The sequence below is a fragment of the Kitasatospora sp. NPDC056327 genome, from assembly GCF_042261735.1.
Lineage (GTDB): Bacteria > Actinomycetota > Actinomycetes > Streptomycetales > Streptomycetaceae > Kitasatospora.
Window position 1 is genome coordinate 12107 of sequence record NZ_JBHJRC010000020.1, and the last position, 23792, is coordinate 35898.

Genomic DNA, 23792 nt, shown 5'->3' on the forward strand with positions numbered 1-23792 from the left:
ACCCGACGCCGAGTTGATCGTTGCAGCTACCCTTCTACGACGCAGCCGATGCTGAGCAAGGGGAAAGTCATGAACCGACCACTGCTGTTCCTCGATGTGGACGGGCCGCTCAACCCCTATGCGGCCAAGCCGGAGAAGCGTCCCGACGGCTACACCACACTCAGGGTGCCCTGGGACAGCGGAACCCCCGGGGAACACGCAGGGCTCTCGGTCCGGCGACGGCCCCTGTGCGTCTGGCTCAACCCGGCGCACGGGCAAGCCTTGCTCCAGCTCGGCTACGAGCTGTGCTGGGCCACTACATGGATGGCCGACGCCAACCGGTGGATCGCCCCGGTGCTCGGCCTTCCCGAACTCCCCTTCGTCGACTTCGGCGACAACCTGTTCCAAGAACGCGTTGACGGGGTCCACTGGAAAACTGCTCCCCTTGTGAACTACGCCAACAGCCACCCCTTCGCCTGGATAGACGACGAGCAGAGCGATCTCGACGAGGACTACGTCGCCGCCCACCATCGGGCGCCTGGGCTTCTGCACCACGTTAACCCACGAATCGGTCTGCGCGAGGACGACTTCCACACGCTCGCCGACTTCGCTCGGTCACTGGAAACCCCACAAATCATCGGCTGAGCACGTCACCGCACCCATGACCGATCCCCTTGTCGTATGTCTGGCCGCCACCCCGGCGCGCACCGCCTCCGTCGTCGTGCTCAGCACGCTTCTGCTGCTCGTGGTCCTGGCGAGCCTGCCCGCTGTTCTCCTGCTTTCCGCCACCACCCGCGGACAGCGCCGGGCCGACCGCATCGTCCACCAGATCACCGTCTGGACCGCGACGGTCCTGACCGGCTACACCACCGGCCGCACACCCGCCAGGGCCACACCCCGCTGAAGCTCCCTGCCGCCCTGCCCGCCCGCCACCGAACGGGCAGGGCACCCGGCACCCGGCACCCGGCCGGCGAGTGCAGGCGCAACGGTAATCGGCCTCGAGGCCGATCAGCGGGACCTGCTCGCGGCAATCGGCATCAAGGCCGACCTCGAGTTGGTGGCCGTGAAGGCCGCCGCCGAGGCGAAGCCGACACTCTCCCGGATGGATCGGTTCGCCCAGGGCCTGACCGCGCTCGCCCGGCTCGTCGAGCGCGAGCAACACCCGCGGGTGCCCCGCCCCCACAAGGAGCCGGTGGAGGCCGTGGAGGCCAGCCCCGGTGGCGAGGAGCAGGTGGTGGTATCGCACTTCGCCCTCGGCACCTGGCTCAACAACCAGAAGGCACGCCGAGCGGAACTCACCCCGGGCCAGCTCGCGCAGCTCGCCGAGCACGGCGTGGAGTGGGCGTAGCGGGCCCCCGGACGGGGTACCCGGTGCCCGTGCTCCCGGGGCCGCCGCGGCGGCCCCGGGAGCACCACGACGAGTGCGACGGCGAACTGTACGAGGGCAGTGCCTGCACCTGCGACCTGATAGCGGAGCTGGGGGCCCCGTACGAACGCGAGAACTCGTACGGGGAGAACATGTAGGGGCAGGGCCGCGGTGGCACAGCAGCGCCGGTGGCGGCGCACAGCGGCGACACCCTCATGCAGCGCAGGGCGACATCTTCGTGCAGCACACCGCGACACCGCACTGCAGTTGCGGGCCGGACCCCGGCTCTGCGGCGCGGGACACGGTGCGCCACCGGCACGGCGGCGCAGCGCTGCAGTCGACGTGGTCCTGGCCCGCCGCGGGCCGCCCGCGGCCAGGTCCGCGGCGGGGCCGGTGCAGGTTCCCACGCCGGCCCTTCCGGGGACAGCGCGTAGGGAGCAGCGGGGTGCGCCGGGCGCCGGCGCAGCATGTCCGGGCCGGCGGCGGTCACCGTGGCCGGCCCGGGGGATGGTAGGGGGCAGGGCTTGGCGGGGAGTCGGGCGCGGGGTGCCGGGAAGCGCGAGGAAGGCGCCCCGCGGTACGGGCTGTACCGGTGGAGCGGCCGGGGGTGGGACGGGTCGGTGTCCGTGCGGGCGGCGGTGCCGTCCGACCGATTGACGTCGGGCCTGGAGCGCTTTCGGATTCTGGCTCTGCCTGTATGAGTCCCGTAGAGTGAGTGGTGCGCGCCTGAATGCCGCTGGATGCTGTTCGACGTCACTCGACGTCGCTCGGTGTCGGGCAGCGAGGGCACGCAGAAGGCCCCACCCCAGGACGGCCATCCTGTACGGGGCAGGGCCAACTGCTTCAGCAAGCAGCACCTTCCAGCGCCTCAGCCCTCAGCTGAGGCGCTGCTGCGTTTCAGGCCTGGAAGAAACCGTTGAGCTTCTCCCAGATCGTGAGCCCGAGGTTGGTCAGGCCGACGACCAGGCTGGCGATCCTCACCGCCAGGTCGAGGGACCTCTGCTTCCCCTCCGTGCTGCCGCCGGTCTCCACCCGCGGGAACTGGGCGTTCGTGTTCCCGTTGGGCTGGGTCTGGCCGGGCTGGTGCCCGCCGTTGCCGTGGACCGACATCGTGCGCATCTCCGCTCTCCCGGGCGTCGATGGCCCGGGTCATCCCGCCACCGCTTGGTGGTGGACGGCTCCTGGCCGGCCCGCCGGACAGGCCGGCGAAGGCGGGGAAGTGCACGCTTCGAGCTTAGATGCACGACACAGTCCGGATCGAATCCATGTCGGAGATATCCCACAAGAACCACCTACCGTAGCTGACTAGTCACCAGATGTGCCATGGGCTGCCTCGCCTGCGGGCGCTGACGGCCAGTCGTCCCGGTCCCACGGGCCGGCTAAGGGCAGACCAAGTCGTGGAGCTGCTCCGCGATGATCTCGGTGGGCAGCACGAACGTGCCGAACCGGTCGTCCTCGCGGACTGTGTCGAGGTGGTCGACCGCTCGGCGCAGTGCCTGGTCGGGGTGGTGGAGGTCGGTGGTGTCGTCGGGCAGGCGCATGGCCGCACTGTGCCAGGGGGTGTTGAAGAGGTAGACGTCGACCGGGGGGAGGCTGGGCGGCGCCGGTGCGAAGGCGGTGGGCCAACTGCGGACGTTCTGGTCCGTAAGCTTGGCGGTCTCGTGGTACCGGTGCTCGGCGACGCGCAGTTCACCGAGGGCGGCGTGGTGGAGGTAAAGGCCGTAGGCGGCGGTGCTCTCGCCGGAGCCGACGGCGAACTGGAACCAGAACTGGGCATGGCGTGGGTGTCCGCTGAGGTAGAGCAGGGCGGCGAAGACGAGGCCTCCCTTGGGGTCGAATTCGCTGGTGTCGGCCATCGCGTGGAGGCGGCCGGGGGCGGACGCTTCGTTGATGACGCAGGCGGAGAGGTTGCGCAGGTCGCGTTCGGCGTGCTGCTGGAAGGTCAGGCCCTGCTCGTCGACGGCGTGCTCGGGGCACTCGCTGGGCTCACGGGGGCGGTGTCCGCGGACTGGCCGGCGGCGCGCTTGAGTGCGGCAATCTTCGCGGCGATCCGTCGGTGGCCGGCGGCCGGGTCGTAGCCGACGCCGAGCAGCACCACCCCAAGACCACCCGCACCGTCAAGAACACCTCGGTGAAGAAGACCCCGACCCGGAGCAGGACGACCAGCAAGGCGCTGCCGCCGGTGCCCGCGAAGGCTGGCTTCCTCCGCCCGCAGACGGAGGAAGCCGGCCGACGGCTACCCCGCGACAGCGGGGCGGCTATCAGCAGGAGCGGCGGGTGAGGGAGCGCAGCCGGACGTGGACGGCGGCCGGGTCGGTGCCGGTGAGGCCCACTCCCTCGCGCAGCCCCCCGGAGCGCTCACTCCTCCACCCCGCCGGTATGGCCGGGCGGTCGGCCTGGCGCTCGCCGGAGCGGATGTGTGGTCGCGTCCTGGGTCTTCGTCGCCGCGAAGGCCAGCAACGGGCGCCGCCTTGGTGGTACTGAGTGTCGCGCTGGGCCGTCTCCGACGCTGAGTGCCAGCCGGTCCGGAGGCACGGTCGCGTCCCGGACCGCACAGCGGCGGCTTTCTCGTAGCTGGCGGGTCAGAGGCCTGGGGACCGCTGACCTTGACCGTGTGGGCGCTCGGCCGCCGTCCGAACGGGCGGACCCGGTCCGTTGGCTGCCGTTTCCGGCACCACGCGGCCGGGCCGCGATGCCGGCGTCACCTTGGCACGGGCAGCGGCCGTCGGAGGCCAGCGCCCTGAACGGCCTCGGGGCAGCGTCCTGACGCGTGTGGGAGCGGAGCCGTGGGCTCGTTGCCAGGGACTTCCCGTCCGGAGAGTCAGTTCCCGGATCTCAGTGCGGCAGCCGACATCTATGCAGCTCAGATCACCATCCAGCAGGTCTGAAAAATTCATTCTCACGGTCGTGTGGGGCAACAGGATTCTTTCGACATACAAGCCTGCGCTATGACTTCCCAGTGCGAGAGGCTGTGCTGCCGAAATGATCAACGAGATGACCGAGGACCAGGCCACCGGTGCCCACCTACCCCACCAGGACCTTGAGCTCTACGCACACCTCCGGGCGGCGGACTTCGTCGGGGTCAGGTTCGAGCTGTTCCGCGAGCAGCTGTGGGCCTACGGTCTGCGGGTCCTTGCCGCGTGGATGTACGAGGGCACCATCGGAGCGCGAGCCGGGATCAGGCTCTGGGAGAAGGAGCTCCCCATGCTCCGCCGGTCCCAGGACCTCCGGGAGGAGCTCGCCCTGGAAACCCTGATGAAGGTGGACCAGTGGTGGTTCGCCCCGGACGCGCCCTACGGTCTGCGTACCTGGGACCCCTACGGCGGCGCTTCGCTGAACACCTTCTTCGTCGGCGCTTGCCTCACCGAGTTCCGCAACGCCGTCCGTAAGTGGCGCACGACGCGCGAACGCGCGACACAGACGGCCCTGGACCTCATGAAGACCGCTCGTGAGGACCGCGCTCCCGGCCCGCAGCAGGCGATAGAACTGCGCGACGCCCTTCGCCGGATCCTGCGGGAGGCGAGCCGGGACCAGCAGGCGATCTGCTGGTACGTCTACTCGGGCGACCTGACGTACAAGGAGATCGGAGCGGAGCTGGGCGGGCTGACGGGCCGCGCGGTGGAGGGGCAGATGCGGCGGCTGCGGCTGTCGGCGAAGCGGATGGTCGATGCCGGGGTGGTCGATGTCCCGGCCCGGTTCCTGCCCACTGTCCGCAGCGGATCCGCGGGCACCCGGGGTGGTGCGTGATGGGCAGGGCCGGGTTGGGCGGCGGCATCGGCGTGATGGGCGGCGTGGTGGCGTTGTTGGGCGGCGCGCCGTGGTTCGTGGTGCTGCCGGTCGTCGCTGTGGTCGCGGTTCTGGTCGGGCCGCAGATCGTCATCCCGCAGGACTCCAAGCACAAGCTGGACTGGTGGAAGGACGGGCGCGACCGCAAGGAACGCCGCCAGGAACGTCGCGACGAGCGCCGCGAGAAGCGGCGGCGCGTTCAGGAAGAGCAGCCCGCGCCGCTCCCGTCACCCGTCCCACCGCCTCTGGACGGCGCCTTGCGCCCAGCCGGACAGCGGGGTCGGCGGTGATCAGGCGCTGGCACGGCCTGCCGCCTGCTCTCTGCCGACCCGTGTCCGAACGGTCGCCGGTGCCGGCACCAAGGGTCGGCCGGTGGTCCGCTAGGTGGTCCGGCCACACCCACCGACGCCGTCCGCCGCTCCCGGCGAAACGGCGAGGTCCAGCTACCGGAAGGCCGGTAAGCCGCGCACCCCCGGGTGCGCGGCCAGCTCGGGGCCGCGCACCCGGTCAGGGCATGTCGCCCCCGCTCTGCCGGTCCGGAGACTAGGGCAGCAGGTTTCCGAGCAGATTCACCAGGAACATGCCGACGCCCTGAACGACACCTTCGACGAAGCGGCGCTGGAGCCGCCGTCGACGCCCGGGGGTTCGCCGCCACCAGGAAAGGAACCGAGGGCCGGGCGCAGAGCTGCGGAGACCCGGGCCGGTGGCATCCGTAGGAGGCTGATGTGTACTGCGGCAACGACGCAGCGGAGGGAGGGCTGGTCGGAGTGTCCGGGGGGGTAGGCCTTGTCCGAGTGGCGGCCTCGGGGGCACGGGCGCCTGGGACAGCGTGGCGAGGCGGTTCCCGGAGCGGCTGCGGCGGGTCACCGCGCGGGCCACGGGGCGGAGGGGTGCCGGCAGGGTGAGCCGGGAGCGCTGGCGCCACCGGGTGGCGCCGCGCGCTGCGGTGTTTTCAGTACCTTTCTGGCATTGAGCGGCCGTGGGGGATCTGAGTCATGGTGTGGGGGGCTTCTCCGTTGCTTCGGTCGTACTTCGTCCAGCGCTTTGCGTGGAGAAGGCGGATGTTCCACCGGGGGTCGTCGCTGGGTGGGCCGTGCTTCTCGGCGCGGCGCAGGGCGCGGGTGGTGGGCAGGTCCAGGACGATGGGCCGGTGCTTGTCGGTGCGGCGCCGGCGGTCGCAGGAGGGGCATTCCAGGCGGTCCGGGTGGGCGTTCTCGTCCAGCTCGTCTTCGGAGTCGTGGGTACCGGCGAGGGGGCCGTGGCAGGTGTGGCAGGGGTGCAGGGCGTCGTTGTGGGTGCGGGCGGCGAGCAGCGCCTTGCGCAGCTTCGCCAGTTCGGTGTCCTGCTCAGCCTTGGCGGCCCGCTCCCGTTCGGCGTGTTCCTGGTCCTCGCGTTCCTGGCGGCGCTGGTCGATCAGGTCCCAGTCGGGTTCGTCGTCGAGGGCGTCGGTGAGGGAGTGCCGGCCGGGCCGGCCGAAGCGCCACCAGACGGGCCCTTGCAAGCCGTGCTCGCGCAGGCGCTCGACGGTGGTGCCGAGCACGGGGATCTTGCCGTCGAAGGTCGCGTAGGTGACGCCTTCCTGCTCGTGTGCCTGCCCTGCCAGTGCTCCCAGGTGGCGTTGCGCAGCTCTTCGAGGCGCTGTTCCAGGGCCTGGGGGCTGTAGCGGGCGCGGCTTCCCCGGGTGCCCTGGTCCAGGACGAACAGGACCGGCGGGCGGACGGCGAGGCGGTGGCGGTAGCCGTGGGCGGGTTCGGGGACGTTGTAGCGGACCTCGACCTCCAGGCGCTCCTGGCCGCCGTCGTGGACGGTGCGGTCGAAGTAGCGCTTGTAGTTGTCGAGCTTGCCGGCGACCTTGCGGATGTCGGTCATGGTGCCCCGGTCCAGCTCCGGAAAGGCGACCGGGATGCCGAGCTCGGGCAGATGGACGATCGCGTCGGGGATGACGTTGAACTTGCCGGTGATGGTGTGGGACGTCTCGGTGGCCCAGGCCTCGATGCCGCCGGGCAGCGGGCCGGAGGGCAGCGCGCGGCGCGGGGGTGCCTGGCGCTTGTCGGTGCGGGGCGGGGCGCCGTGGGTGGTGGTGCCGGTGACGGCGGTGATGATGAGCTCGTTGACGAGCATGGCGTGGGGTGCGCCGGTGAGGCCGGCACCGCGGGCGTGGCCGCCCATGTCGCGGCCGTCGCCGAGGGCTTAGGCGGCGGCCAGGCCGAGCGGGGTGAGGCCGACGATCTTCTCCGCTCCGGGCCCGCCCGGCTTCGGCTTCGCGGCCCCCTCGCCTCCCCCGGCCCCTCCGTCGGCCGGGGCGGTCTTGGGGGCGGGTCGGCGGCCCGGCGGCGAGGTGGTGCCGCGGACGTCGACCAGCTTGTGCTCGGTCAGGTCCCGGACCGCTTCGGCCACGTGATCCACGCGGTGGTGGGCGCGGTACTCGTCGGCGGCGATCAGGGCGTGCAGCTGCTTGTAGGTGGCGACCTTCAACACGCCCAGCGCCGCGAGGACGTCGGCGCGCAGCGGGGCCGTGCTGCCGTTGGGGTTGCGGGCGGAGCGGCGGAAGTGCACCCGGCCGGGCCGGGCCGGCTGTTCGCCGCCGTGCCGCTCGCCCTGGCCGCCGTCCTGGTCGTGGTCCATGCCCTGCCCCCTGATGGTTCGTGGTGGTGATCTTCTCTGCTGTACCGCACACCACCGACACCGGGGCCGCCCCGCCCGCCCGCCACTCGCCGCCGCCCATCCGTTGCGGGAAAGGTTCCGGGAATCAGGGCAAGAGCTCGGAGCACATGCTGATGCGGCAGGGCGGGCCCTCCGTTGCAGCGGGGGCCCGCCCCAGGATGCCGTGGCTCGCCCGGACACGTGGAGTGAGCATTTCCGGCGTTTCCAGTGTTACCGACCACGGAGTGACCGGCCAGCCCGAACGGCTTTCCAACCTCGGTTGGAAACTAGGAAACAGGCCGTGAGCTGGGGTGATGCCTCGGCTCCCGAATGACGGGCGGGATGTCAGGAACGGCGTGCCGCAGCGGCGGCGACGACGGCTTCCCCCGGGCGGGCAGCACATGCCGGGCCGCCCCGGGCGTCTTGCGGGCACGGCCGCGCCAGATCTCGGTGCCGCCTCGAAATTGCTGAAAGGCCGTCGTCTCTGGTGCGGCCGGGCCAGGCTGAGCATTGTTGAAGTCAGCCGCCAGGCAGCCGGGTTGCAGCCCGGACGCCAGTGACGACGGGCGGCCGCCGGCCCCGCTGAGGTGGGGTCTGCCCGGACACGTGGAGAGAAGAGACAAGTCATGATCGGGAACGATTCCCGGCACCGCCGACGGTCCCCGTACGCCTTCCAGTTCAGTGTGCTGGCGGTCATCCAGGCGATCATCATCGTGCTGGTGCTGATGGGCAGCTCGCCGGAGACCGCGCTGGCGGTCGCGGGTGGTGGGGGCCTGGCCGCCGCGAAGGTGGCCGGCCTGTTCCTCGCCGGCCCCGCGACCGCCGACCGCCCGGGCCGCCGCCGGAGCGCGCGGTGAGGGCCGGCATCGGCAACGGGCCCGAGGAGCCCGAGGACGCCCCCGGGCAGGAGCAGCGGCCGTCGCAGGCTCTCCCCTCCCGGCCCGACGCCGCACAGGACCCGCTCCGGGCGCGCGGGCGGAAGCGCGACATGAGTGGGAACGCGCCGCTGACCGTCTTCGCCAAGGGCCTCGCCGACCTGCGGGCCGAGGCGGGGAAGTCCCTCACCGAGGTCGCCAAAGCCGCGGGCTACAGGGAATCGGCCATGTCGAGGGTCACCAGCACGACCGTGCTGTGCAGCGAGCAGGCAATGCTCCGCTACCTGAGGGTGCTGGGCGCGGATCCCAAACCGTGGCGTGCGGAATGGGCGAGGCTCCGGCGGATGACGCCCGAGCAGCGCACCGCCGAGCCGAACCTTCCGCCGGACGACGAGGGCGCGCCCGCCGCGGACCCCGGCAGGTCAGCGGAGCCGCCGGCCGCCCCCGTCCTGCTGCCGACCGCACCGCCGCAACCGGGGGAGCCGGGGGAGGTTGTCACCGGCACGAACGCGCCGCCGCCGCCCGGACCGGTCGCGCAGGAACTGGAGCGGGCCGCTTCCGGGGAGCCGGCGCAGGCCGCCGGTTCCCCGGCATCGCCGATGCCCGCCGGGCCTGTGCCGCGGGAGGAGCCCGTCCCGCCGGCCACGCCCGCCCGGCACCCGTGGTCCTGGCTGCGCCCGGTGCCGGCCTGGCCCCGGCGCCACCCGGTCCCCGCGGCCCTGGTGGCCGCCGCCGTCATCGCAGCGGTCCTGTGGCCCGTCCACGACGGATCCACTGGCCAGTCGACGGCGCCGCCGTCCACCTCGCCGGCCCGCTCCGCCCCCGCATCCGCCGCGCAGCCCTCCACCGCGCCGGGGCAGCCGGTTGCCGCCTCCGCCCTGCCCGCGTGCTCGAACCCCGGGACCGAGCTGATCCTCACCGCCTCGGCCGACGCCTCCGCCGTCCTCGGCGGTCTGGCCGACAGCTACGGTTCCCGCCAGGTCGGCGACCAGTGCCTGCGGGTGAAGGTCATGGCAATGAACTCCGGCCTCGCGATGGAGGCCCTGCGGAAGGGATGGCCGGAGAACCGCGGGCCCAGGCCCGACGTGTGGTCGCCGGCCTCAGCGGTCTGGCTCCCCCTGGCCCGCCAGAACGCCGCCCCCGCCACGGCCGCCGCGCTCCCCGCCCAGGACCCGCCGCTGATCGCGACCACCCCGCTGGTGGTCGCGATGCCCGAGCCCATGGCCCGCGCGCTGGGCTGGCCGGACAAGCGGATCACCTGGAACGACTTCGCGGCCTGGGCCCAGAACCCGCAGAACTTCTGGGCCCAGCACCAGCACCCCGAGTGGGGTGACTTCCTCCTCGGCAAGACCGACCCCCGCTACTCCACGTCCGGGCTGAACGCCACCATCACGGCGTTCGCCTCTGCCGGACCGCTCACCCCCGGCGGCATCGCCACCGACACCGCCCGCACCGCCGTGAGCAGGATCGAGCAGTCCGTCGTCCACTACGGCGACACCAGCCTCACCTTCCTCGCCAACCAGCGCCGCGCCGACGACACCGCCCCCGCCGGCTCCCAGCCCGGCTACTCCTACATCTCCGCCGTCACCGTCGAGGAGAGCGCCGTCGTCGCCTACAACCGCGGCCTGCCCTGCGGAACCCGCAGCGACGACGACGGCTGCCAGCAGAAGACGCCCCCCAAGACCAAGCTCGCCGCCTTCTACCCGACCGACAAGACGCTCTACTCCGACCACCCCTACATCGCCCTCACCGACATCGGCGCGCCGAAGAAGACCCTCGCCGACGACTTCCTGACCTACCTGCACTCCGCACCCGCCCAGGACCGGTTCGGCGACATCGGGCTGCGCACCCACGACGCCAAGCCCACCGCGTACATCAACCAGGACAACGGGGCGCTCCCCGACGCCCCGCTCACCCCGTTCCCCCTGCCCGCCCCGGAGGTCCTCGACAAGATCCTCAGCGCCTGGCCCGACCTGCGCAAACGCGCCAACGTCCTGCTGGTCATCGACACCTCCGCCTCCATGGACCAGGGCAAGATCGACGGCATCGGCCTGAGCAAGCTCGAACTCCTCAAGCAGGTCGCCGACAAGCTGGTCCAGGGATTCGCCGACCAGGACCGCGTCGGGCTGTGGACGTTCTCCTCCGCCGACGTCCTCAACGGAACCTCCAACCACCGCGCCCTCGTCGACATCGGACCGGTCAAAGACCCCTACAGCGGCCGCACCCGCCGCACCGCGCTGACCGACAACATCCGGGCCGTACGCGCCGGCGGCGGGACCGCCCTCTACGAGACCACCGCCGCCGCGGTCAAGGAACTACGGGACCACTACGACCCGAACGCCATCAACGCCGTCCTCGTCCTGACCGACGGAAAGAACGACAACGATGGCACCGCCGGCCCCCAGGTCAGCATCGACCAGCTGACGCAGCAGCTCACTGACCCCGCCCAGAAGACGATCCGGGTGTTCACCATCGGCTACGGCATCGACCCCAACAAGAAGGACAAGGACACCACCGACGCCTGGACCGACCTGCAGACCATCGCCCGCGAGTCCAAAGCCCGCGCCTACCACGCCGAAGACCCCAAGACCATCCTCGACACCCTCACCAACGTCATCTCCAACTTCTGACCCCGCACAACGGCCCCGGCGGCACACCGCACCCGCCACCGGGGCCATCCCCCAAGTCACAACCCCTCCCCCGCGCACCCCCGGCAGAACCAGAGCCCTGGACGACGACCCGGCCGGCGGACCCGGGGCAGGACCCGGCCGCGGCCTGACCCTCGCGGCCGGGTTCCGGCGCCCGGCGCGGAGAAGGTGCCGCGTATCGGCGAGCGCGGCGGCCGGAGCCGGGAGCCCGTCGGCCCGGCCTCGCAGGCCGAGGCCCGGCGGCTGACCGGGGAGCTGCGGGATGCGATCGAGGAGGTCCGCTCCGTCGTCCTGGTTCTGGCCGCGCGGGTGCGCGCCGCCCCCACCGGGCGCGGGTGTGGACCGCGCTCGGGTACAGCGGGTGGGCCGCGTACGCGGGCGCCGAGTTCGGGGTGAGCCGCTCGACCGCCTACCGGCTGCCCGGCCTCGCGGCCGCGGCCGAGGCGACCGAGGACGCCGTCGCCCGCCAGGCCGGCCCCAAGCTGTCCCACGCGTGGGACACCGGCCTCGTGCTACCGGTGCGGGCGGTCGTCGACCTCAAGGGCGGATCGCGGAGCTCACCGACCTGATCGCCGAGCACCTGGCAGACGCCCAGGCCGAGGCCGGCGCCGCGCCGCTGGAGCCCGGCCGGGTCGGCGAGATCGTCGCCGCAGCCGTCGCCGAACTGCGCGAGCGCCCGGACGTGCCGACCGTCGGGCTCGCCGTCGCCGGCGGGCCGGACGGGTACGACACCGAGGCATGGCGGCGCCACGTCACCACCGGCCGAACCCTGGCCGCCGAGCAGCAGCGCAGCGACCGGGCGCTGGGCGAGACCGCCCCGCGCCTCGCGCCCGCGCACCTCTCCGACCGCAACGCCCTGCCCGCCCCCGCGGTCTACGCCGACGACGTCGGCCAGGACCCGGAGCTGTTCCTGGCCTGCCGCCGGTACGTCATCACCGGCGACCGGCGCGCCGGCGAGGACGACTACCGCGGCCGCCAGGCCCGCGACCTCCTCGCCCGGCACGGCGAGGAACGGTGAGCGCCGCAGGAACATGCGGCGCAGCGGCCGGGACCGGGTGCGGGGCGGCGCGGGGGCGGTCAGGGTCCCGGGACGGTTCGGACGTCGTAGGCCCAGCCCCGCGGGAGGGGGTTGCCCTGGTCCATGCGCAGCGCTTCGTAGATGTCGCATTCGAGGCGCTCGGCGGCGCCGGCGGCGGTGATCAGGTCGACCGGGCAGAGGCCGACGACCAGGACGGGGCGCTGCCGGCCGTCGGCGCCGTCGTCCCGGCGGAAGTCGATGTGGAAGCGCTGGGCCTGCTCCTCGTCGGGCACCCGCAGCCGGGGGCGGGCGGGCTGCTGGAGCCGGCCCGTGCCCTGGGTGTACTCGTCGAAGTGCTCGATGACGTCCCGGGCCTCCTTGCCGCCGGGAACGGCGGCGGTGAACGCGGCCAGACCCTCGTCGAGGATCGCCCGGCCCGCGTCGGTGGTCAGGTGCCGGTGGGTCATCTGGGCGCCGCGCAGGACCATCCGCAGCGCCATCACCAGCTGGCGGGCGTCGATGATGCCACTCTCGCCGTCGTCCTCATGCAGGATCCTGCGCAGTTGCAGCCGCACGGTGCGCCCCCAGCACCACGCCTCGGCGTGCCCGATGGTGGCGCCGTGCTCGGTGCGCAGCCACGGCCGCCGCTCGGCGCCGGCGGTGTCGGTCGTCATCTTCTCCCCTGGTCAGCGGGTCGGTGAGCGGCTCGTCGAGCTGACGATGCCGGACGCCCGGCGCACGGCCGCCCGCCCACCAACTGGGTCTCCCTGTGTTCTCCGCCACCTCCTGCCCGCCAATCTCTTGCCCGACGAGGAGGACACCGTTCAGGAGGACCGGATGCTGGAGCCGGGCCCCTGCTCCCGACACCAACGACAATGGCGACGGCCAGGGCTGGAACCGCACCGGGCAGCCGCAGACGAGCGTGCCCACCACCCGGGCGGGCTCGGCGCGGTCGGCCCTGCACTCAGGCTCCGTCCAAGTGCGTGAGAGGCTCTGTCTCATGTGCTGCACTCTGATTCAGCGCCTCCGAGCGCTCGTCTCGTTACCCGGCTGCCGACAAGAGATGCACTGTGCCGTGATCATGGTGGCGACGTGAGCGAGAATGCACAGTTATTTCTGGCTTTCGACGGAAGCCAGACCATCTTTACGGGAGCCCTCGTCCTGGCAGTGCCGGTGGCAATGCTCGGCGGCCTCTTCTCGTTCCTTTCTCCGTGCGTACTCCCCCTTGTTCCCGGCTATCTTTCATATGTCACCGGATTTTCCGCCGCCGATCTCGCCGAAGCCGATGGAAGAAAGCGCGGCCGAGTTCTATTGGGCGCCTCCCTGTTCGTTTCAGGGTTCACGATCGTATTCGTATCCACAGGGGCGCTCTTTGGATCTTTTGGATACTTCTTCCAAGAACATCAGCGCATCATTCAGCAAGCATCCGGGATATTTTCAATCCTGATGGGACTGGCATTCGCCGGATTGCTGCCGAAATTTTCCCAGCGCGAGCTCAGGATACATCGGAGGCCGGTCGTCGGCTTGATCGGCGCTCCCGTTCTCGGCCTGGTATTCGGTGTCGGCTGGACGCCATGTCTGGGTCCAACGCTGAGCGCCGTACAAGTACTGGCGATGGACCAGGCGAGCGCCGGACGTGGAGCCCTTCTCAGTGCCGCCTACTGCATCGGACTGGGCCTTCCATTCCTGGTCACAGCGATCGCCTTCCGCGGGGCACTGGGGGCGTTTGGCTGGGTGAAGCGAAACTATGTCCTGGTCATGAGGCTGGGTGGCAGCATGCTGGTGATCGTGGGGGTACTGCTTCTGACAGGCGCCTGGGACCACATGGTCGGAATGATCCGGGATTGGGGAGGGAATTTCGACCAGTCCGGGCTCGTTTCCATCTAGCCTCCCGGCTGCCCAGGGGCGCATGCCGGCATACCGGCGTGCGCCCCGGCTCTCCGGCTCTCCGGCTCTCCATCTACGGTCCGCCGCTTCATCCGCGCAACGACCGGATGGCGAGCCTTGGGACTGACGCCGCGCCAGGAGAGAGCCCGATCCGGGAAACCTCGGGCCAGGCGCTGCAACGGCCGCGTCGGTCCCGCGAGGGCCGCCCCGCCGGAACGGCAAGGCGACCGCCCGCCTCCACACACAGCAGTGAGGCCGGCCCCGCCCCGAGGACCAGCGGGCCCCTGCCCGCTGTCAGCTCCGGCCCCACGGAGACATGCCTGCGCGACGAGGCATGTTCCGGCACCACCAGACCGATCGGCCGACACCGGCCAGACGGGACAGAAGCCCGTTCGCCGCACGCCGATCGGCAGCAAGGGCGTATGTCGCACCCCGCCTCCCGGGCGAGGCCGGGCCTCGCGAGCCCGCCACCGGTCGCAGAGCATCCCGACCGCCGCACGCCGCTCCCCACCGCAGACCACCGACCACCGACCACCGGGAAGAAGCTGGTAGGAGGCCCACACCCGCCCGAAACCATCCTGTCGGATGATTTCTCGGGCCGAGCCCATGACTGCCGGAAAGCCGTTCATCAGTCCTGCAATATGTCGGCCGACCAGGCGAAATAGCGAACTGCGATCCAGGGTGACCGCCGGAATAGACATACGTTGAATTCGAACTGAAGCCAGACAAAGAAGACTTCATGGGGCAATTCTTCCTGCGATCCGGTGATATGGTCAGACCGTTCGAGGACGTCCGACAACTCTCGGCACAGGAAATGTCTTCATTGGGGGATTTCTGATGACCAAGGCTCGAATGTTCAAGATCCTGGCAGCGGCCTCTATCATCCCTGCCCTGACGATCGGGTTCGCCGGCCCCGCCTCGGCCGACGGAAACATCACCTGGAAGAACGGGGTCGGCAACCCCTCCCACACCAGTGGCGGAGCGGGCCTCTATCTCATATCGAACTCGGCCGGCGGCAGCGTCGGGGTCACGAACTACCGATTCGGCTGGCACGATGTCCAGAACAGCGACGGCACCTGGAACGAAGTCGACTCCTACGGGCGGTGCCTGACGGGGTACGGCAACCTGGCCTACACGGAGGACTGCAACTCCGGCCGGGACGGAACGAACGCCTGGCAGCGGTGGCGTGAGATCTACACCGGATCCGGGTTCAAACTCCAGAACGTCCAGAGCGGCGGATTCCTGGACTACAGCGGGAACGGCGGCTGGGGCGGTGTCTACGTGAACGGAACCGACTGGAACAACGACAACCAGCGCTGGTACTGATCCCTCCCGCACAAAGGAACCACCATCAGCACCACGACTCCCAACGGCCGTTGCACCACCGGTACGGTCGGTCGATAACGCCACAGACCGCCTCCGCAGGGCGCTCGGCCGGGTTCCCCGGCCGAGCGCCCTGCGTGCCTGAAGACGACACCGACGATCCCGTACACGGAGTGGGCACTCCCAGTTCCTCTGTACGTCCCGTGCGGCCGGGACCGCTACCACTCTCACCCGGCCGGTGCCCGGTCCCGTTCACCGGGCGGCGCCCGCCCGGGGCGCGCGCGTCACGCCGGCCTACCGGCTGAGGTTGATGCTGCCGTCCCGCCTGGTGTCGATGCGGACCTCGCCGTAGCCGTTGTCGTCGAGGGACCTGCGCAGCAACCGCCGGTCCACGACGGAGCGGGAAGGGACAGGCATCGGGCCGGTGGCCGGACCCGCCCGCGGCCGGGTCAGGTCGGTCGGGCGGCCACGTCGTCGACGGTCCCGGCGATCACGATCGGCAGCACTCGGCGGGCCCCGGCCAGCGGAGCTTTCTGAATCTGCTGGACGCTCTGCCGGCGTTCGCCGGGTTCATTCGCCCGGTGACCCGGGCCCGGCGCCGGACGTGGGCCGACGGCATCAGTCGCAGCGTGGTGGTTCGGCGGGGGCTGATCGACGGTACGGGCCGATCAACAGCACCGTGAGTACCCCGCCGTCCCGGCCGACGTGGTCCTGGTCGTTGTCGGCCGGGCCCCAGGTCCAGAAGAGTCGCCGGGCGTCGGCGCCCTGGTCGACGTACAACGTCCACGCCCGGCAAAGCGGCCGTGTCCGGGCAGAGCCCGGTACGGGTGGGTGCGCAGGCCCGGGTTGCGCGGGTCAACGGCCAGGCGATCGAGGGCGCGGCGCACCCGGCGCAGCTTCACCGAGTCGGCCCGCCGTCCGTGTTCCGGGCAGCTGAGGGTGCTGGCGGCGGGGGTGCAGTGCGGCGTCGGCATCACGGCCTCCTTCGTCCGGGACATGCGCAGAGGGCCCGCCTCACCGGTGTGCGGGGAGGCGGGCCCTCTGCGGGCGGGTTGAGCGGCGGGTCAGCCGGCGCGAGCAGGGTCAGCAAACGGGATCGGTAGCCCGCCTGGCGGCCGCAGTGCAATCGACGTTCAGCTGGTCGGCGCAGCCAGTGAGGGAGACAGCGCACACCTCCGCGGTCCGACGGCGGCCGGGATCATCAGCCGGCCGCTCGGCAGGCCGGGGACGGCGGCCGGCGGCAGGGACAGCAGGCCGTCGGCGTGGTCGTAACGGCCGCTCATTCAGTGATCCGAATTCTGTCGGTGAATTCGCGTACGGGGTCGCGTAAACAGAAAGCCCCGGCCGCTCAAGGCGGCCGGGACTTCGTTTCCGGCGACACGGAGGGGTGCGGCGGGGTGTCCGGGGCGTCCACAGCCCTTCCAGGTCCATCCAGGAGACGCCGTTCAGCTCGACATCGAGGCCGCGGGCGCGGCGGCCGCCGTCCTTGAAGCAGTGCTCGCGCAGGGCGTCGGCGAGGATGCGTTCCCACTCGGCCTGGCCGGCTCCGGCGTCGCGGGTCTCGTAGAGGCGGGCGACGACGTCGCCGGGCATCTCGTGGGTGATGGTACGGGGGCGGGGGTCGTCGGTGGAGCCGGCCGCCGAGCTGCAGCCGAACGTGTAGACACCGCCGGCTGCGGGGTGCGCGGCCGGCATTGCCGGACCCTGTCGCCTGGCCTCACCACGGCGGCCCCGCCCTGGTGAGGCCAGGCCAGCGAGCGGAAGCCGACGCCCTGGTCAGGTGCGCGCACAGGATGGCGTCCAGCGCCTGGTCCGCGGTGGGAACAGTCCTGGGACGGGCCGGGACAGGGTGTCGACGAGGAGCCGGGCGCCGTCCGGCTGGTAGAGGCAGGAGATCCAGCCGGCCTGTCCCCACGGCCCGTCGGGCAGGGGCGCGGTCCAGCCGATCGGCGTGCTGTCGAGGCGCAGCTGGAGGACGCCCTGGGCGGCGGGGTCGAGCCAGGAGCCGAGTTCCCGACCGGGGCCGAAGGTGGGTTCCAGGCCGTCCAGGAGATCGGGGAAGTCGAAGCGGTGCTCGGGGTCGGTGCAGGCCTCCCGGCAGGCCTGCACAGCCTGGTCGGCTGCGGCGGCTGCCGGCCGCCGGGCCTGCACCGGCCCGACGGCCGGTGCAGGAGCCAAGGCGGGGGCGGGGATGGTCGGGGTTTCGCCTCGCGGGGCGTTCGTCTCCTCCGGGACGGCAACGTCGTCCGGGTCCTCGTCGTGGTCCCAGCGGTCGATCCGCTCGCACGAGCGGGCCATGAGGCGCTCCTGCTCGTCCAGGTGCGGCCGGCGGGCCTTGTCCCGGATCTCCTGCTCGGCCATGCAGGCGCGGGTGCCGTAGGAGGGCAACGTCTTGGCCAGGTCCGCGAACGCGGCGGCCGGGTCGCCGGCGGCGGTCTCCTGAAGGAAGCGGGTCAGCCGGCGGCGCAGCGCGTCGGCGGTGCCGAGGAGGTGTCGGCCGTCCTCTCCCCAGCGGGCCGGGACGTCGTCGGCCCCGGCGGCCGCCGCCGGTGCGGCAGGCGCAGCGGGTGCTGCACCGGACGGTCCAGCAGCGGGGCCGGTTGCTGCACCGGGCGGTCCAGCAGCGGGGCCGGGTGCTGCACCGGGCGGTCCAGCAGCGGGGCCGGGTGCTGCACCGGGCGGTCCAGCGGCGGGGCCGGTTGCTGCACCGGGCGGTGCGGCGGCCGGGGCGGGTGCAGGGGCGTCTGCTGCTTGTGCTGATTCGTCGCGGGCCTTGGCCTCGGCGCGGTCGACCTTGCTGCGGCACGAGCGCGAGCAGTGGGTGCGCGGCCGGCCGGTGTGTGCCGGGGGACGGGGTGGGAGCAGCCTGGCCGGGCGCACAGCAGGGCCGGTTCCGCGCCGGTGGACGGCTGGCCGGTGGTGGCGGTCGGCGGGGCGCTGTCCATGCCCGGGATCCTGGCCACCGGGCCCGACGGCCCTGCCGGGTTTCGCCCTGCTGCCCGGCGTGGGGCGAGACCCGACCAGCACGGTAGCGCGGCTGCGCCACCGTGTCCTGTTGCTGCACCCCCGCGCCGAAGTGCGGCCGACGCAGCGGCCGTCGGCCTCGCGGGGCGGTGACCTGCGCTCGTGAGGTCGGCTCGCTGGTGGCCCGGGCAGCGCTGAGCGGTCGGTGCAGGTGCCGGACGTCTCATTCAATGCCGATGAAGACTGCCGCGATAGCCGCGCCGAAGAGCCAGAACGCAGCCCCGCCGAGGAGTGCCAGAAGAGTGGTGACGCCAAGGGAAATGGCCGCCACCAGCCCAGTCCACGCAGCAGCGAAAAGGATACCGATGACGGACATCTGGTTCGGGCCCCGACGCCAGCGCAGCAGGGTGTACCCGGACAGCGCGGTTCCCAGCCCGATCAGGAGCGCGGTCCAGATCTCGGGCCAGTCCAGGTCGGCGGGTTGCCGGTCGGTCTTGCCGGCGACCGTGATTGCGGTGACGCGGCCTTTCCAGATCTTGAGATCGGCGGTGGAACCGTGCTGGGCCGCGTTGTAGATGTCGCCCCCGACGGTGTATGTCGCGCTGTGGCCGGATTCGTGGAGGATGGTGAGGTCCAGGTCGGGCGGGTCGCTGCCTTCGGAATGCTTGTCCGTCACCTGTCCCTTCTCGTGGACGACACAACCTTCTTGGAGGGGGCTGGCCACCGCGCAGGCAGGCGCGTACAGATCCGCCGTCGCGTCCCGGTGCTCGCCCGGCCAGCGGGCCACGCCGACGGACAGTGCCGCGACGGCGGCCACCAGCATAAGGACCCGCCGTCGGCGCCTGCGGTTCGAGGCCTCCCGGTCGTTGGGGAAACCGGTCCACCTCGCACGCAGCCGACCTGGGGGGCGGCGCTCTCCCGAGGGGGTGTTCCTGCGGGGCGGTGGCACGGCGGGGGTGCCTGTGGTCTGCTGCGAGGCGATGGCGGCAGGCGTTTCCGGGGCGGAAACGGTGGGCGTGACACGTAGTTCTCCCGGTGCGCCGGCGAGACGGAGAACGTGAGCGGCGGTGGGGTGGACCTGCTCGGCGTTGAGCATCTCGACCTGGTGTCGGACGGTGGCCAGTTCGCGGGCGAGGTCCGCAGCCTTCTCGCGGACGCGGCTGTAGTCGTCCTCGATGCCGCGGCTGTAGGAGGCCGCGTCCCGGAGTTTCTTCTCCTGGACGCGGACCAGTTCCACCAGTCGGCCGCGTTCCTGCTCCGCGACCGTGAGACGGCTTCTCAGCGAGACCAGTTCCTCGGCCGTGGCCGCCTCCTGTCTCTCGGCGCGGACGCGTTCCCGGTCCAGCTCTTCGCGTGCGGCTTCCAGCTCCTTGTCGGCGGCGTCCGCCTCCGCGCGGCGCAGTCCACGTTCCTCCGCCAGGTCCGCGGCCGCGGCGCGCTCGCGCGCTTGTCGGACGGCCCGCTCCTGTTCCTGCTCCTGGATCAGCTGTGCGACCTCGGCTCGCAGCTTGCGGACGACGCCCTGGGTGTAGGCCAGCCGCACCGCAGGCTGTGAGCTGGTCCTCTGTGCCTCTTCCCGCAGTTCGTGCAGGCCTGTCCGTTCCCGGTCGTCCAGCGGCTGGCCGTGGTCGGCGAGGAAGGCGATGAAGAGGTCGAGGATGCGCTCGGGGGCGATCCGTTTGCCGGCCAGGTAGCGCGAGAGGGTGCCCTCGGCGATGAACAGGGCTGCGGCGAGGCGTTTCTGGGTGACGTCCGGCGGCCTGCCGCATGCCTCGAACAGGGCCCTCATCCTCTGCCCGTAAACCAGCGCGTTCTCATGGCCCTCATCGGCCTCGCCCATCGCTCCCGCCCCCCGGAAGTCCCTCCCGGCCAGACGGCCGTGGCCGCGATCCTCCCACCATGCCCGCTCCCGTGGTTACCAACCCCCGGAAAACAGCGGTTCCCGGTTCTGCAGGATCACGCAGGCCGCCACTGTGAAGGGACCACGACCGACCCGACGGAGGGGAACGAAGACCATGCCGAGACGACCAGCCCGGACACCGTCACCGTACTGGGGGCCCGCCGTCCTCGTTCCCGCGCTCGCCGGAGCGCCCTGGTGGGCCCAGGCAGGTGGGGTCCTGCTCGCTTTCCTCGCCACTACCGTCCACCTGGTCTTCCCCCAGGACTCGGCCGACCGCCTCGCATGGTGGAGAACCTTGTGGGAACGCTCACGCCCGCAGGACCCTGCCTCCCACGCCCCGCACGAGCACGGGAGCACAGCACGACGGGACACACCACCGGACGCCAGCCAGCCCTGAGAGCCAGGCCGACAAAGGGCGCGGGGGCGCCCGACCGGGGCGACCGCGGCGGCGCCCGCCGCGCTCCAGGCCCTCGTCGGACGCGCTGGAGCGCGACCCGCCCGCCTCACCCGGAGCGGCCCGCCTGCGGCGTTCGGATCCTGCCCCGCACGGGCGACAGGGTGTCCACGCACCCGGCTGCGGAGTGAGCACCCCACCGGGTCATGGCCTCAGAGGTTCTGCAGGCAGACCTGGTGCACGGTGCGGGCGGCATGCTCCGGGGTGGCGTGCAGGCGTGCTCCAGGGCGACCGGGTCGCCCATGAAGTGGCCCTCGCAGACCGCGAGTCGGGCCGGCGGACGGCCGGGCGGGTGCGCGGGCTCGCCGGGCGGCAGGCCGAGGAGGCGCACCGCACGGTGCCGGGGCGGGCGGCCGACGCCATCGCACAGGCCTGCGGGCGGGAGATCGTGCCGGGCGGGGAGGGGCAGCTGGACGAGGAACCGGCCTACGACCTCGGCACCGGTACCGTGACCGGCACTCCGCTCGCCAACGGGCTGCCCGAGCCGACGACCGGTGAGCGGGTCGCACCGGCGGCGGTGCGCGCGCCGGCCGCGGCGATACCCGGAGCGGTACTCGGCCATCTGGCACGCGAGCTGCCCGCACTCGCCGCCACAAGGGGCGCCGCCGTCGAGGCCGGCCGCACCGCCGCCCCAGGCCCGCCGCTTCAGCGCCCGACCCCCTGAAGAACACCGGCCTCGACGGCGGCCGGACCGGCTCGGTCGGGCCACGGGCACACGCGCACCTCCAGCCGCTCCAGCCGCTCCAGCCGCTGCGCACTGCCCGCACTCGGCGGCGTCCTCGCCGAGGCCCCGCGCGTCCAGCTCGCGGCCGAGCGCGAGGACGCCGCCGCGCAGGCACAGCAGCGCGCCGCTCGTGCCCGCTCCCGGGCCCCGGCCACCGCCCGCCGGGGCGGCCTCGCGGCGGCAGGCTCGGACAACGGCCGCCACAACAGGGGGCGGGCCGGAAGACCGGAATGATCACTCATGGCTGACACTCTGTCGTCACGCCATGCGACCGGTACCGACAGATCGGCCCGAGCTGGCGCAAGTCCTTGATCATGATCGCTTCAGGATGAGAAATGAGCGTGGTTTCCGCAGACCAGACCGGTAGCGGGATCATCGGAACCCTGCACCCACGCATAGGCCTGTGCGAGTTTCGCGAGCAGCCGGGCCGCTTCCTGATGCTCACCGGCCCGGCCGAGGTTCACTGCGTGGTGGTAGCGGGCGGAGAGGGTTCCGCGGTGGTCGGGACCCAGCACCCGCTCCTGATCCCGGGCCAGGTCACCGAGAAGGCCGATCGTTTCCCGGTATTCACCGGCGCTCCAGAGCTGCAGGGCGTGGTGATGGCGGACAGAGAAGGTCATGAGCTGGTCGGGGCCCCACACCCTGGCGTAGTCCTGGACGAGGTCCGCGAAAAGGCGGACCGCGCCCCGGCGATCACCGGCCTCGCCGAGATGCATTGCGTGGTACTGGCAGTTGATGAGGGTGTCGGGGTGGTCCGGGCCTATTACCTGTGCCTGCTCCTGGGCCAGGCCGGCGAAGAGACGGGCCGCCTCCCGGTGGTCACCGGCCCTGCCGAGCTCTATGGCGCACTGGCGGCGGGCGGTGAGACTGTCGTGGTGGTTGGGCCCCAGCACCCGCGCACGGTCCCGGGCCAGCCCCGCGAACAGTAGGGCGGCCTCCCTGTGATCACCGGCTGCGCCCAGGTGCACGGCACGGTCGTAGCGGCCGGCGGGGATATCGGCGTTCGGCAGGACCTTGAGGAGCAGTTGGGTGGCTGCCGGCCATCTGTCGGACCGGCGCCGGCCGGCAGGTCTCTCCGCGGCGACGGTGACGGCCGGGCCGGTGGTGGAGCCGGCCGGGCCCCTTCGGGAGCCCGGCTCCGAACGCTGTCCCCGAGTGCGTCGGTGATGCGCCGCAGGGTCTCGTCATCGGCGTCGTTGACGGCGGCCGCGCGAGCGAGGGCCCGGTCGACGACGTCGGCAGCCGGGTCCGTTACGAGGGACGCAGCACCCGGCGCCGTCTGCGCGGCACCGGCGGCCACCACCGGTGGTTCGGGATCGGGGCCGTCGGCGCGCAGCCGGTCGAGCTCGTCGGTCAGCTCGCGCACCTGGGCCTCGATACGGCGGGCGAGCTCATCCGTCTGCCTCTGTTTGCCCCGCGCCCGGTCGAGTTCCTCCTTCGCCCGCCGCTCCTGATCCAGCGCACGGGCGAGCCTCGCCTGTGTCTCCTCCAGTTCGCTGCGGTCGCCGACGCGGCCGAGGAGCCGGTCACGCTCCGCGGACAGGGCCTGCACCCTCCCCTCCAGATCGTTGATCATGGTCAGCAGAAGCATGACCAGCTGAATGGAGCTCTGCGCCGCCTGCTGGAGCTCGGCACGCTGTTCCAGGGAACGGGTCAGCTGCTCGTAGGTGTCCACCTGCCGAGCGCGCACCGACTCCAGCTCCCCGGCAAGGTCCCCACCGCCGTCCCGCCCGTCCCGGTTCTGCGGGTGCTCGGCCCCCTCCCACAGACGACAGGCGTCGGCCTCGTGCCGCTGCCGCAGAACCGGCTCGGGCACCGTCACCCGTACCAGCGCGACCACGAAGGCCCGCTCGGGCACCGGGTCGCCAGGGAGGAACGCCCCGACCCGCGACTTCGAGAAGGGAAGCCGCGCCGCAACCTCGGTCATCGTCAACGCAGACTCATCGACCCGCTTCCGCAGGAAGAGCGCCAACTCCTCCGCTTCGGGCGTTCGCGCCCGAACCGGCCCCCACGGCCTCCCCATACCCAACTCCCCTTCCTGGCAGGCCCCCTGGTCCGGACAATCCGGGACAACCCCGCGTTGTCCGGACCTTACCTGCGCGAACGTCTCCCCGGCTCGGGGACTGCCGCAACCGGTCCCACGCTGCTCCCAGGGCCGGTGACCGCCGGACCGATCCAAGGGGGCGAGCAAGCACGCCGCTGCCCCCTGCCCGCCCGATGGAGGA

Annotated in this window: 28 protein-coding genes; 14 read left to right on the top strand and 14 right to left on the bottom strand. The window is 71.9% G+C overall.

Features of this window, described 5'->3' with window-relative positions:
- Positions 1-69 precede the first annotated feature (69 nt).
- The 4 genes from ACFCX4_RS05275 to ACFCX4_RS05290 all read left to right on the top strand — a co-directional run bounded on the left by ACFCX4_RS05275 (position 70) and on the right by ACFCX4_RS05290 (position 1503).
- Positions 70-624 (top strand): hypothetical protein, encoded by a 555-nt coding sequence (locus tag ACFCX4_RS05275; RefSeq protein WP_376139135.1) that lies wholly within the window; start codon positions 70-72, stop codon positions 622-624.
- A 76-nt stretch (positions 625-700) separates the two neighbouring features.
- Entirely contained in the window at positions 701-883 is a 183-nt protein-coding gene (locus tag ACFCX4_RS05280) for a hypothetical protein (protein ID WP_376139090.1), read from the top strand.
- Between the two features lie 198 nt (positions 884-1081).
- The gene (locus tag ACFCX4_RS05285) at positions 1082-1327 is read left to right on the top strand and encodes a helicase associated domain-containing protein (RefSeq protein WP_376139091.1); all 246 of its coding nucleotides are present in this window, start codon (positions 1082-1084) and stop codon (positions 1325-1327) included.
- 23 nt (positions 1328-1350) lie between these two features.
- The gene (locus ACFCX4_RS05290; protein WP_376139092.1) at positions 1351-1503 is read left to right on the top strand and encodes a hypothetical protein; all 153 of its coding nucleotides are present in this window, start codon (positions 1351-1353) and stop codon (positions 1501-1503) included.
- Between the two features lie 739 nt (positions 1504-2242).
- Here ACFCX4_RS05290 and ACFCX4_RS05295 read toward each other — a convergent pair.
- Together ACFCX4_RS05295 and ACFCX4_RS05300 are read right to left on the bottom strand one after the other, a co-directional pair.
- Positions 2243-2464, bottom strand: a complete 222-nt coding sequence (locus ACFCX4_RS05295) for a hypothetical protein (RefSeq protein WP_376139093.1) — start codon at positions 2462-2464, stop codon at positions 2243-2245.
- A gap of 260 nt (positions 2465-2724) precedes the next feature.
- Positions 2725-3201 carry a hypothetical protein gene (locus tag ACFCX4_RS05300; RefSeq protein ID WP_376139094.1) on the bottom strand — a complete coding sequence of 159 codons (477 nt, stop codon included), beginning with the start codon at positions 3199-3201 and terminating at the stop codon, positions 2725-2727.
- Between the two features lie 200 nt (positions 3202-3401).
- Here ACFCX4_RS05300 and ACFCX4_RS05305 point away from each other — a divergent pair, with 200 nt between their 5' ends.
- The 3 genes from ACFCX4_RS05305 to ACFCX4_RS05315 all read left to right on the top strand — a co-directional run bounded on the left by ACFCX4_RS05305 (position 3402) and on the right by ACFCX4_RS05315 (position 5421).
- Complete coding sequence (locus tag ACFCX4_RS05305; protein ID WP_376139095.1) at positions 3402-3626, top strand: hypothetical protein; 225 nt, start codon at positions 3402-3404, stop codon at positions 3624-3626.
- Between the two features lie 713 nt (positions 3627-4339).
- A complete protein-coding gene (locus ACFCX4_RS05310; protein WP_376139096.1) occupies positions 4340-5092 on the top strand; it encodes an RNA polymerase sigma factor in 753 nt (250 codons plus the stop codon).
- On the top strand, positions 5092-5421 hold the full coding sequence (locus tag ACFCX4_RS05315) for a hypothetical protein (protein ID WP_376139097.1): 330 nt from the start codon (positions 5092-5094) through the stop codon (positions 5419-5421). The genes ACFCX4_RS05310 and ACFCX4_RS05315 overlap by 1 nt, the downstream gene beginning before the upstream one ends.
- 662 nt (positions 5422-6083) lie before the next feature.
- Here the strand turns inward: ACFCX4_RS05315 and ACFCX4_RS05320 are convergent.
- Genes ACFCX4_RS05320 through ACFCX4_RS05330 form a run of 3 tightly spaced genes read right to left on the bottom strand, consistent with a single transcriptional unit; the run spans position 6084 to position 7756 of the window.
- Positions 6084-6632 (bottom strand): hypothetical protein, encoded by a 549-nt coding sequence (locus ACFCX4_RS05320; RefSeq protein WP_376139098.1) that lies wholly within the window; start codon positions 6630-6632, stop codon positions 6084-6086.
- Positions 6545-7300 carry a replication-relaxation family protein gene (locus ACFCX4_RS05325; RefSeq protein WP_376139099.1) on the bottom strand — a complete coding sequence of 252 codons (756 nt, stop codon included), beginning with the start codon at positions 7298-7300 and terminating at the stop codon, positions 6545-6547. The genes ACFCX4_RS05320 and ACFCX4_RS05325 overlap by 88 nt, the downstream gene beginning before the upstream one ends.
- Positions 7301-7321: 21 nt before the next feature.
- Positions 7322-7756, bottom strand: a complete 435-nt coding sequence (locus ACFCX4_RS05330) for a hypothetical protein (RefSeq protein WP_376139100.1) — start codon at positions 7754-7756, stop codon at positions 7322-7324.
- 644 nt (positions 7757-8400) lie between these two features.
- Between ACFCX4_RS05330 and ACFCX4_RS05335 the strand changes: the two genes are divergently transcribed.
- The 4 genes from ACFCX4_RS05335 (at position 8401) to ACFCX4_RS05350 (ending at position 12315) form a co-directional block, all read left to right on the top strand.
- Positions 8401-8631: a hypothetical protein gene (locus ACFCX4_RS05335; protein WP_376139101.1), complete on the top strand. Its 231-nt coding sequence runs from the start codon at positions 8401-8403 to the stop codon at positions 8629-8631.
- Positions 8632-8762: 131 nt separating this feature from the next.
- Complete coding sequence (locus ACFCX4_RS05340; RefSeq protein ID WP_376139102.1) at positions 8763-11279, top strand: substrate-binding domain-containing protein; 2517 nt, start codon at positions 8763-8765, stop codon at positions 11277-11279.
- Positions 11280-11632: 353 nt separating this feature from the next.
- Positions 11633-11866 carry a hypothetical protein gene (locus tag ACFCX4_RS05345; protein ID WP_376139103.1) on the top strand — a complete coding sequence of 78 codons (234 nt, stop codon included), beginning with the start codon at positions 11633-11635 and terminating at the stop codon, positions 11864-11866.
- A complete protein-coding gene (locus ACFCX4_RS05350) occupies positions 11791-12315 on the top strand; it encodes a hypothetical protein (protein WP_376139104.1) in 525 nt (174 codons plus the stop codon). Before ACFCX4_RS05345 ends, ACFCX4_RS05350 begins: the two co-directional genes overlap by 76 nt.
- Positions 12316-12374: 59 nt before the next feature.
- Here ACFCX4_RS05350 and ACFCX4_RS05355 read toward each other — a convergent pair whose 3' ends face one another.
- Positions 12375-12989 (bottom strand): hypothetical protein, encoded by a 615-nt coding sequence (locus ACFCX4_RS05355; RefSeq protein ID WP_376139105.1) that lies wholly within the window; start codon positions 12987-12989, stop codon positions 12375-12377.
- A gap of 418 nt (positions 12990-13407) precedes the next feature.
- Here ACFCX4_RS05355 and ACFCX4_RS05360 point away from each other — a divergent pair, with 418 nt between their 5' ends.
- Both ACFCX4_RS05360 and ACFCX4_RS05365 read left to right on the top strand, forming a co-directional pair.
- A complete protein-coding gene (locus ACFCX4_RS05360; RefSeq protein WP_376139106.1) occupies positions 13408-14202 on the top strand; it encodes a cytochrome c biogenesis CcdA family protein in 795 nt (264 codons plus the stop codon).
- Positions 14203-15039: 837 nt separating this feature from the next.
- A complete protein-coding gene (locus ACFCX4_RS05365) occupies positions 15040-15528 on the top strand; it encodes a hypothetical protein (protein ID WP_376139107.1) in 489 nt (162 codons plus the stop codon).
- A gap of 291 nt (positions 15529-15819) precedes the next feature.
- Here the strand turns inward: ACFCX4_RS05365 and ACFCX4_RS05370 are convergent, their stop codons facing one another.
- The 6 genes from ACFCX4_RS05370 to ACFCX4_RS05395 all read right to left on the bottom strand — a co-directional run bounded on the left by ACFCX4_RS05370 (position 15820) and on the right by ACFCX4_RS05395 (position 20329).
- Complete coding sequence (locus tag ACFCX4_RS05370) at positions 15820-15942, bottom strand: hypothetical protein (protein WP_376139108.1); 123 nt, start codon at positions 15940-15942, stop codon at positions 15820-15822.
- A 201-nt stretch (positions 15943-16143) separates the two neighbouring features.
- Positions 16144-16305, bottom strand: coding sequence for a hypothetical protein (locus ACFCX4_RS05375; protein WP_376139109.1), 162 nt, complete (start codon positions 16303-16305; stop codon positions 16144-16146).
- 353 nt (positions 16306-16658) lie between these two features.
- The gene (locus ACFCX4_RS05380; protein ID WP_376139110.1) at positions 16659-16808 is read right to left on the bottom strand and encodes a hypothetical protein; all 150 of its coding nucleotides are present in this window, start codon (positions 16806-16808) and stop codon (positions 16659-16661) included.
- Between the two features lie 493 nt (positions 16809-17301).
- Positions 17302-17886 carry a hypothetical protein gene (locus tag ACFCX4_RS05385; protein WP_376139111.1) on the bottom strand — a complete coding sequence of 195 codons (585 nt, stop codon included), beginning with the start codon at positions 17884-17886 and terminating at the stop codon, positions 17302-17304.
- A gap of 92 nt (positions 17887-17978) precedes the next feature.
- A complete protein-coding gene (locus ACFCX4_RS05390) occupies positions 17979-18233 on the bottom strand; it encodes a hypothetical protein (RefSeq protein WP_376139112.1) in 255 nt (84 codons plus the stop codon).
- A gap of 479 nt (positions 18234-18712) precedes the next feature.
- A complete protein-coding gene (locus ACFCX4_RS05395) occupies positions 18713-20329 on the bottom strand; it encodes a hypothetical protein (protein ID WP_376139113.1) in 1617 nt (538 codons plus the stop codon).
- Between the two features lie 731 nt (positions 20330-21060).
- Here ACFCX4_RS05395 and ACFCX4_RS05400 point away from each other — a divergent pair.
- A complete protein-coding gene (locus ACFCX4_RS05400) occupies positions 21061-21507 on the top strand; it encodes a hypothetical protein (protein WP_376139114.1) in 447 nt (148 codons plus the stop codon).
- Positions 21508-21890: 383 nt separating this feature from the next.
- Here ACFCX4_RS05400 and ACFCX4_RS05405 read toward each other — a convergent pair whose 3' ends face one another.
- Both ACFCX4_RS05405 and ACFCX4_RS05410 read right to left on the bottom strand, forming a co-directional pair.
- Positions 21891-22460 (bottom strand): hypothetical protein, encoded by a 570-nt coding sequence (locus ACFCX4_RS05405; RefSeq protein ID WP_376139115.1) that lies wholly within the window; start codon positions 22458-22460, stop codon positions 21891-21893.
- The gene (locus tag ACFCX4_RS05410) at positions 22406-23539 is read right to left on the bottom strand and encodes a hypothetical protein (protein ID WP_376139116.1); all 1134 of its coding nucleotides are present in this window, start codon (positions 23537-23539) and stop codon (positions 22406-22408) included. The genes ACFCX4_RS05405 and ACFCX4_RS05410 overlap by 55 nt, the downstream gene beginning before the upstream one ends.
- Positions 23540-23792: the final 253 nt, after the last annotated feature.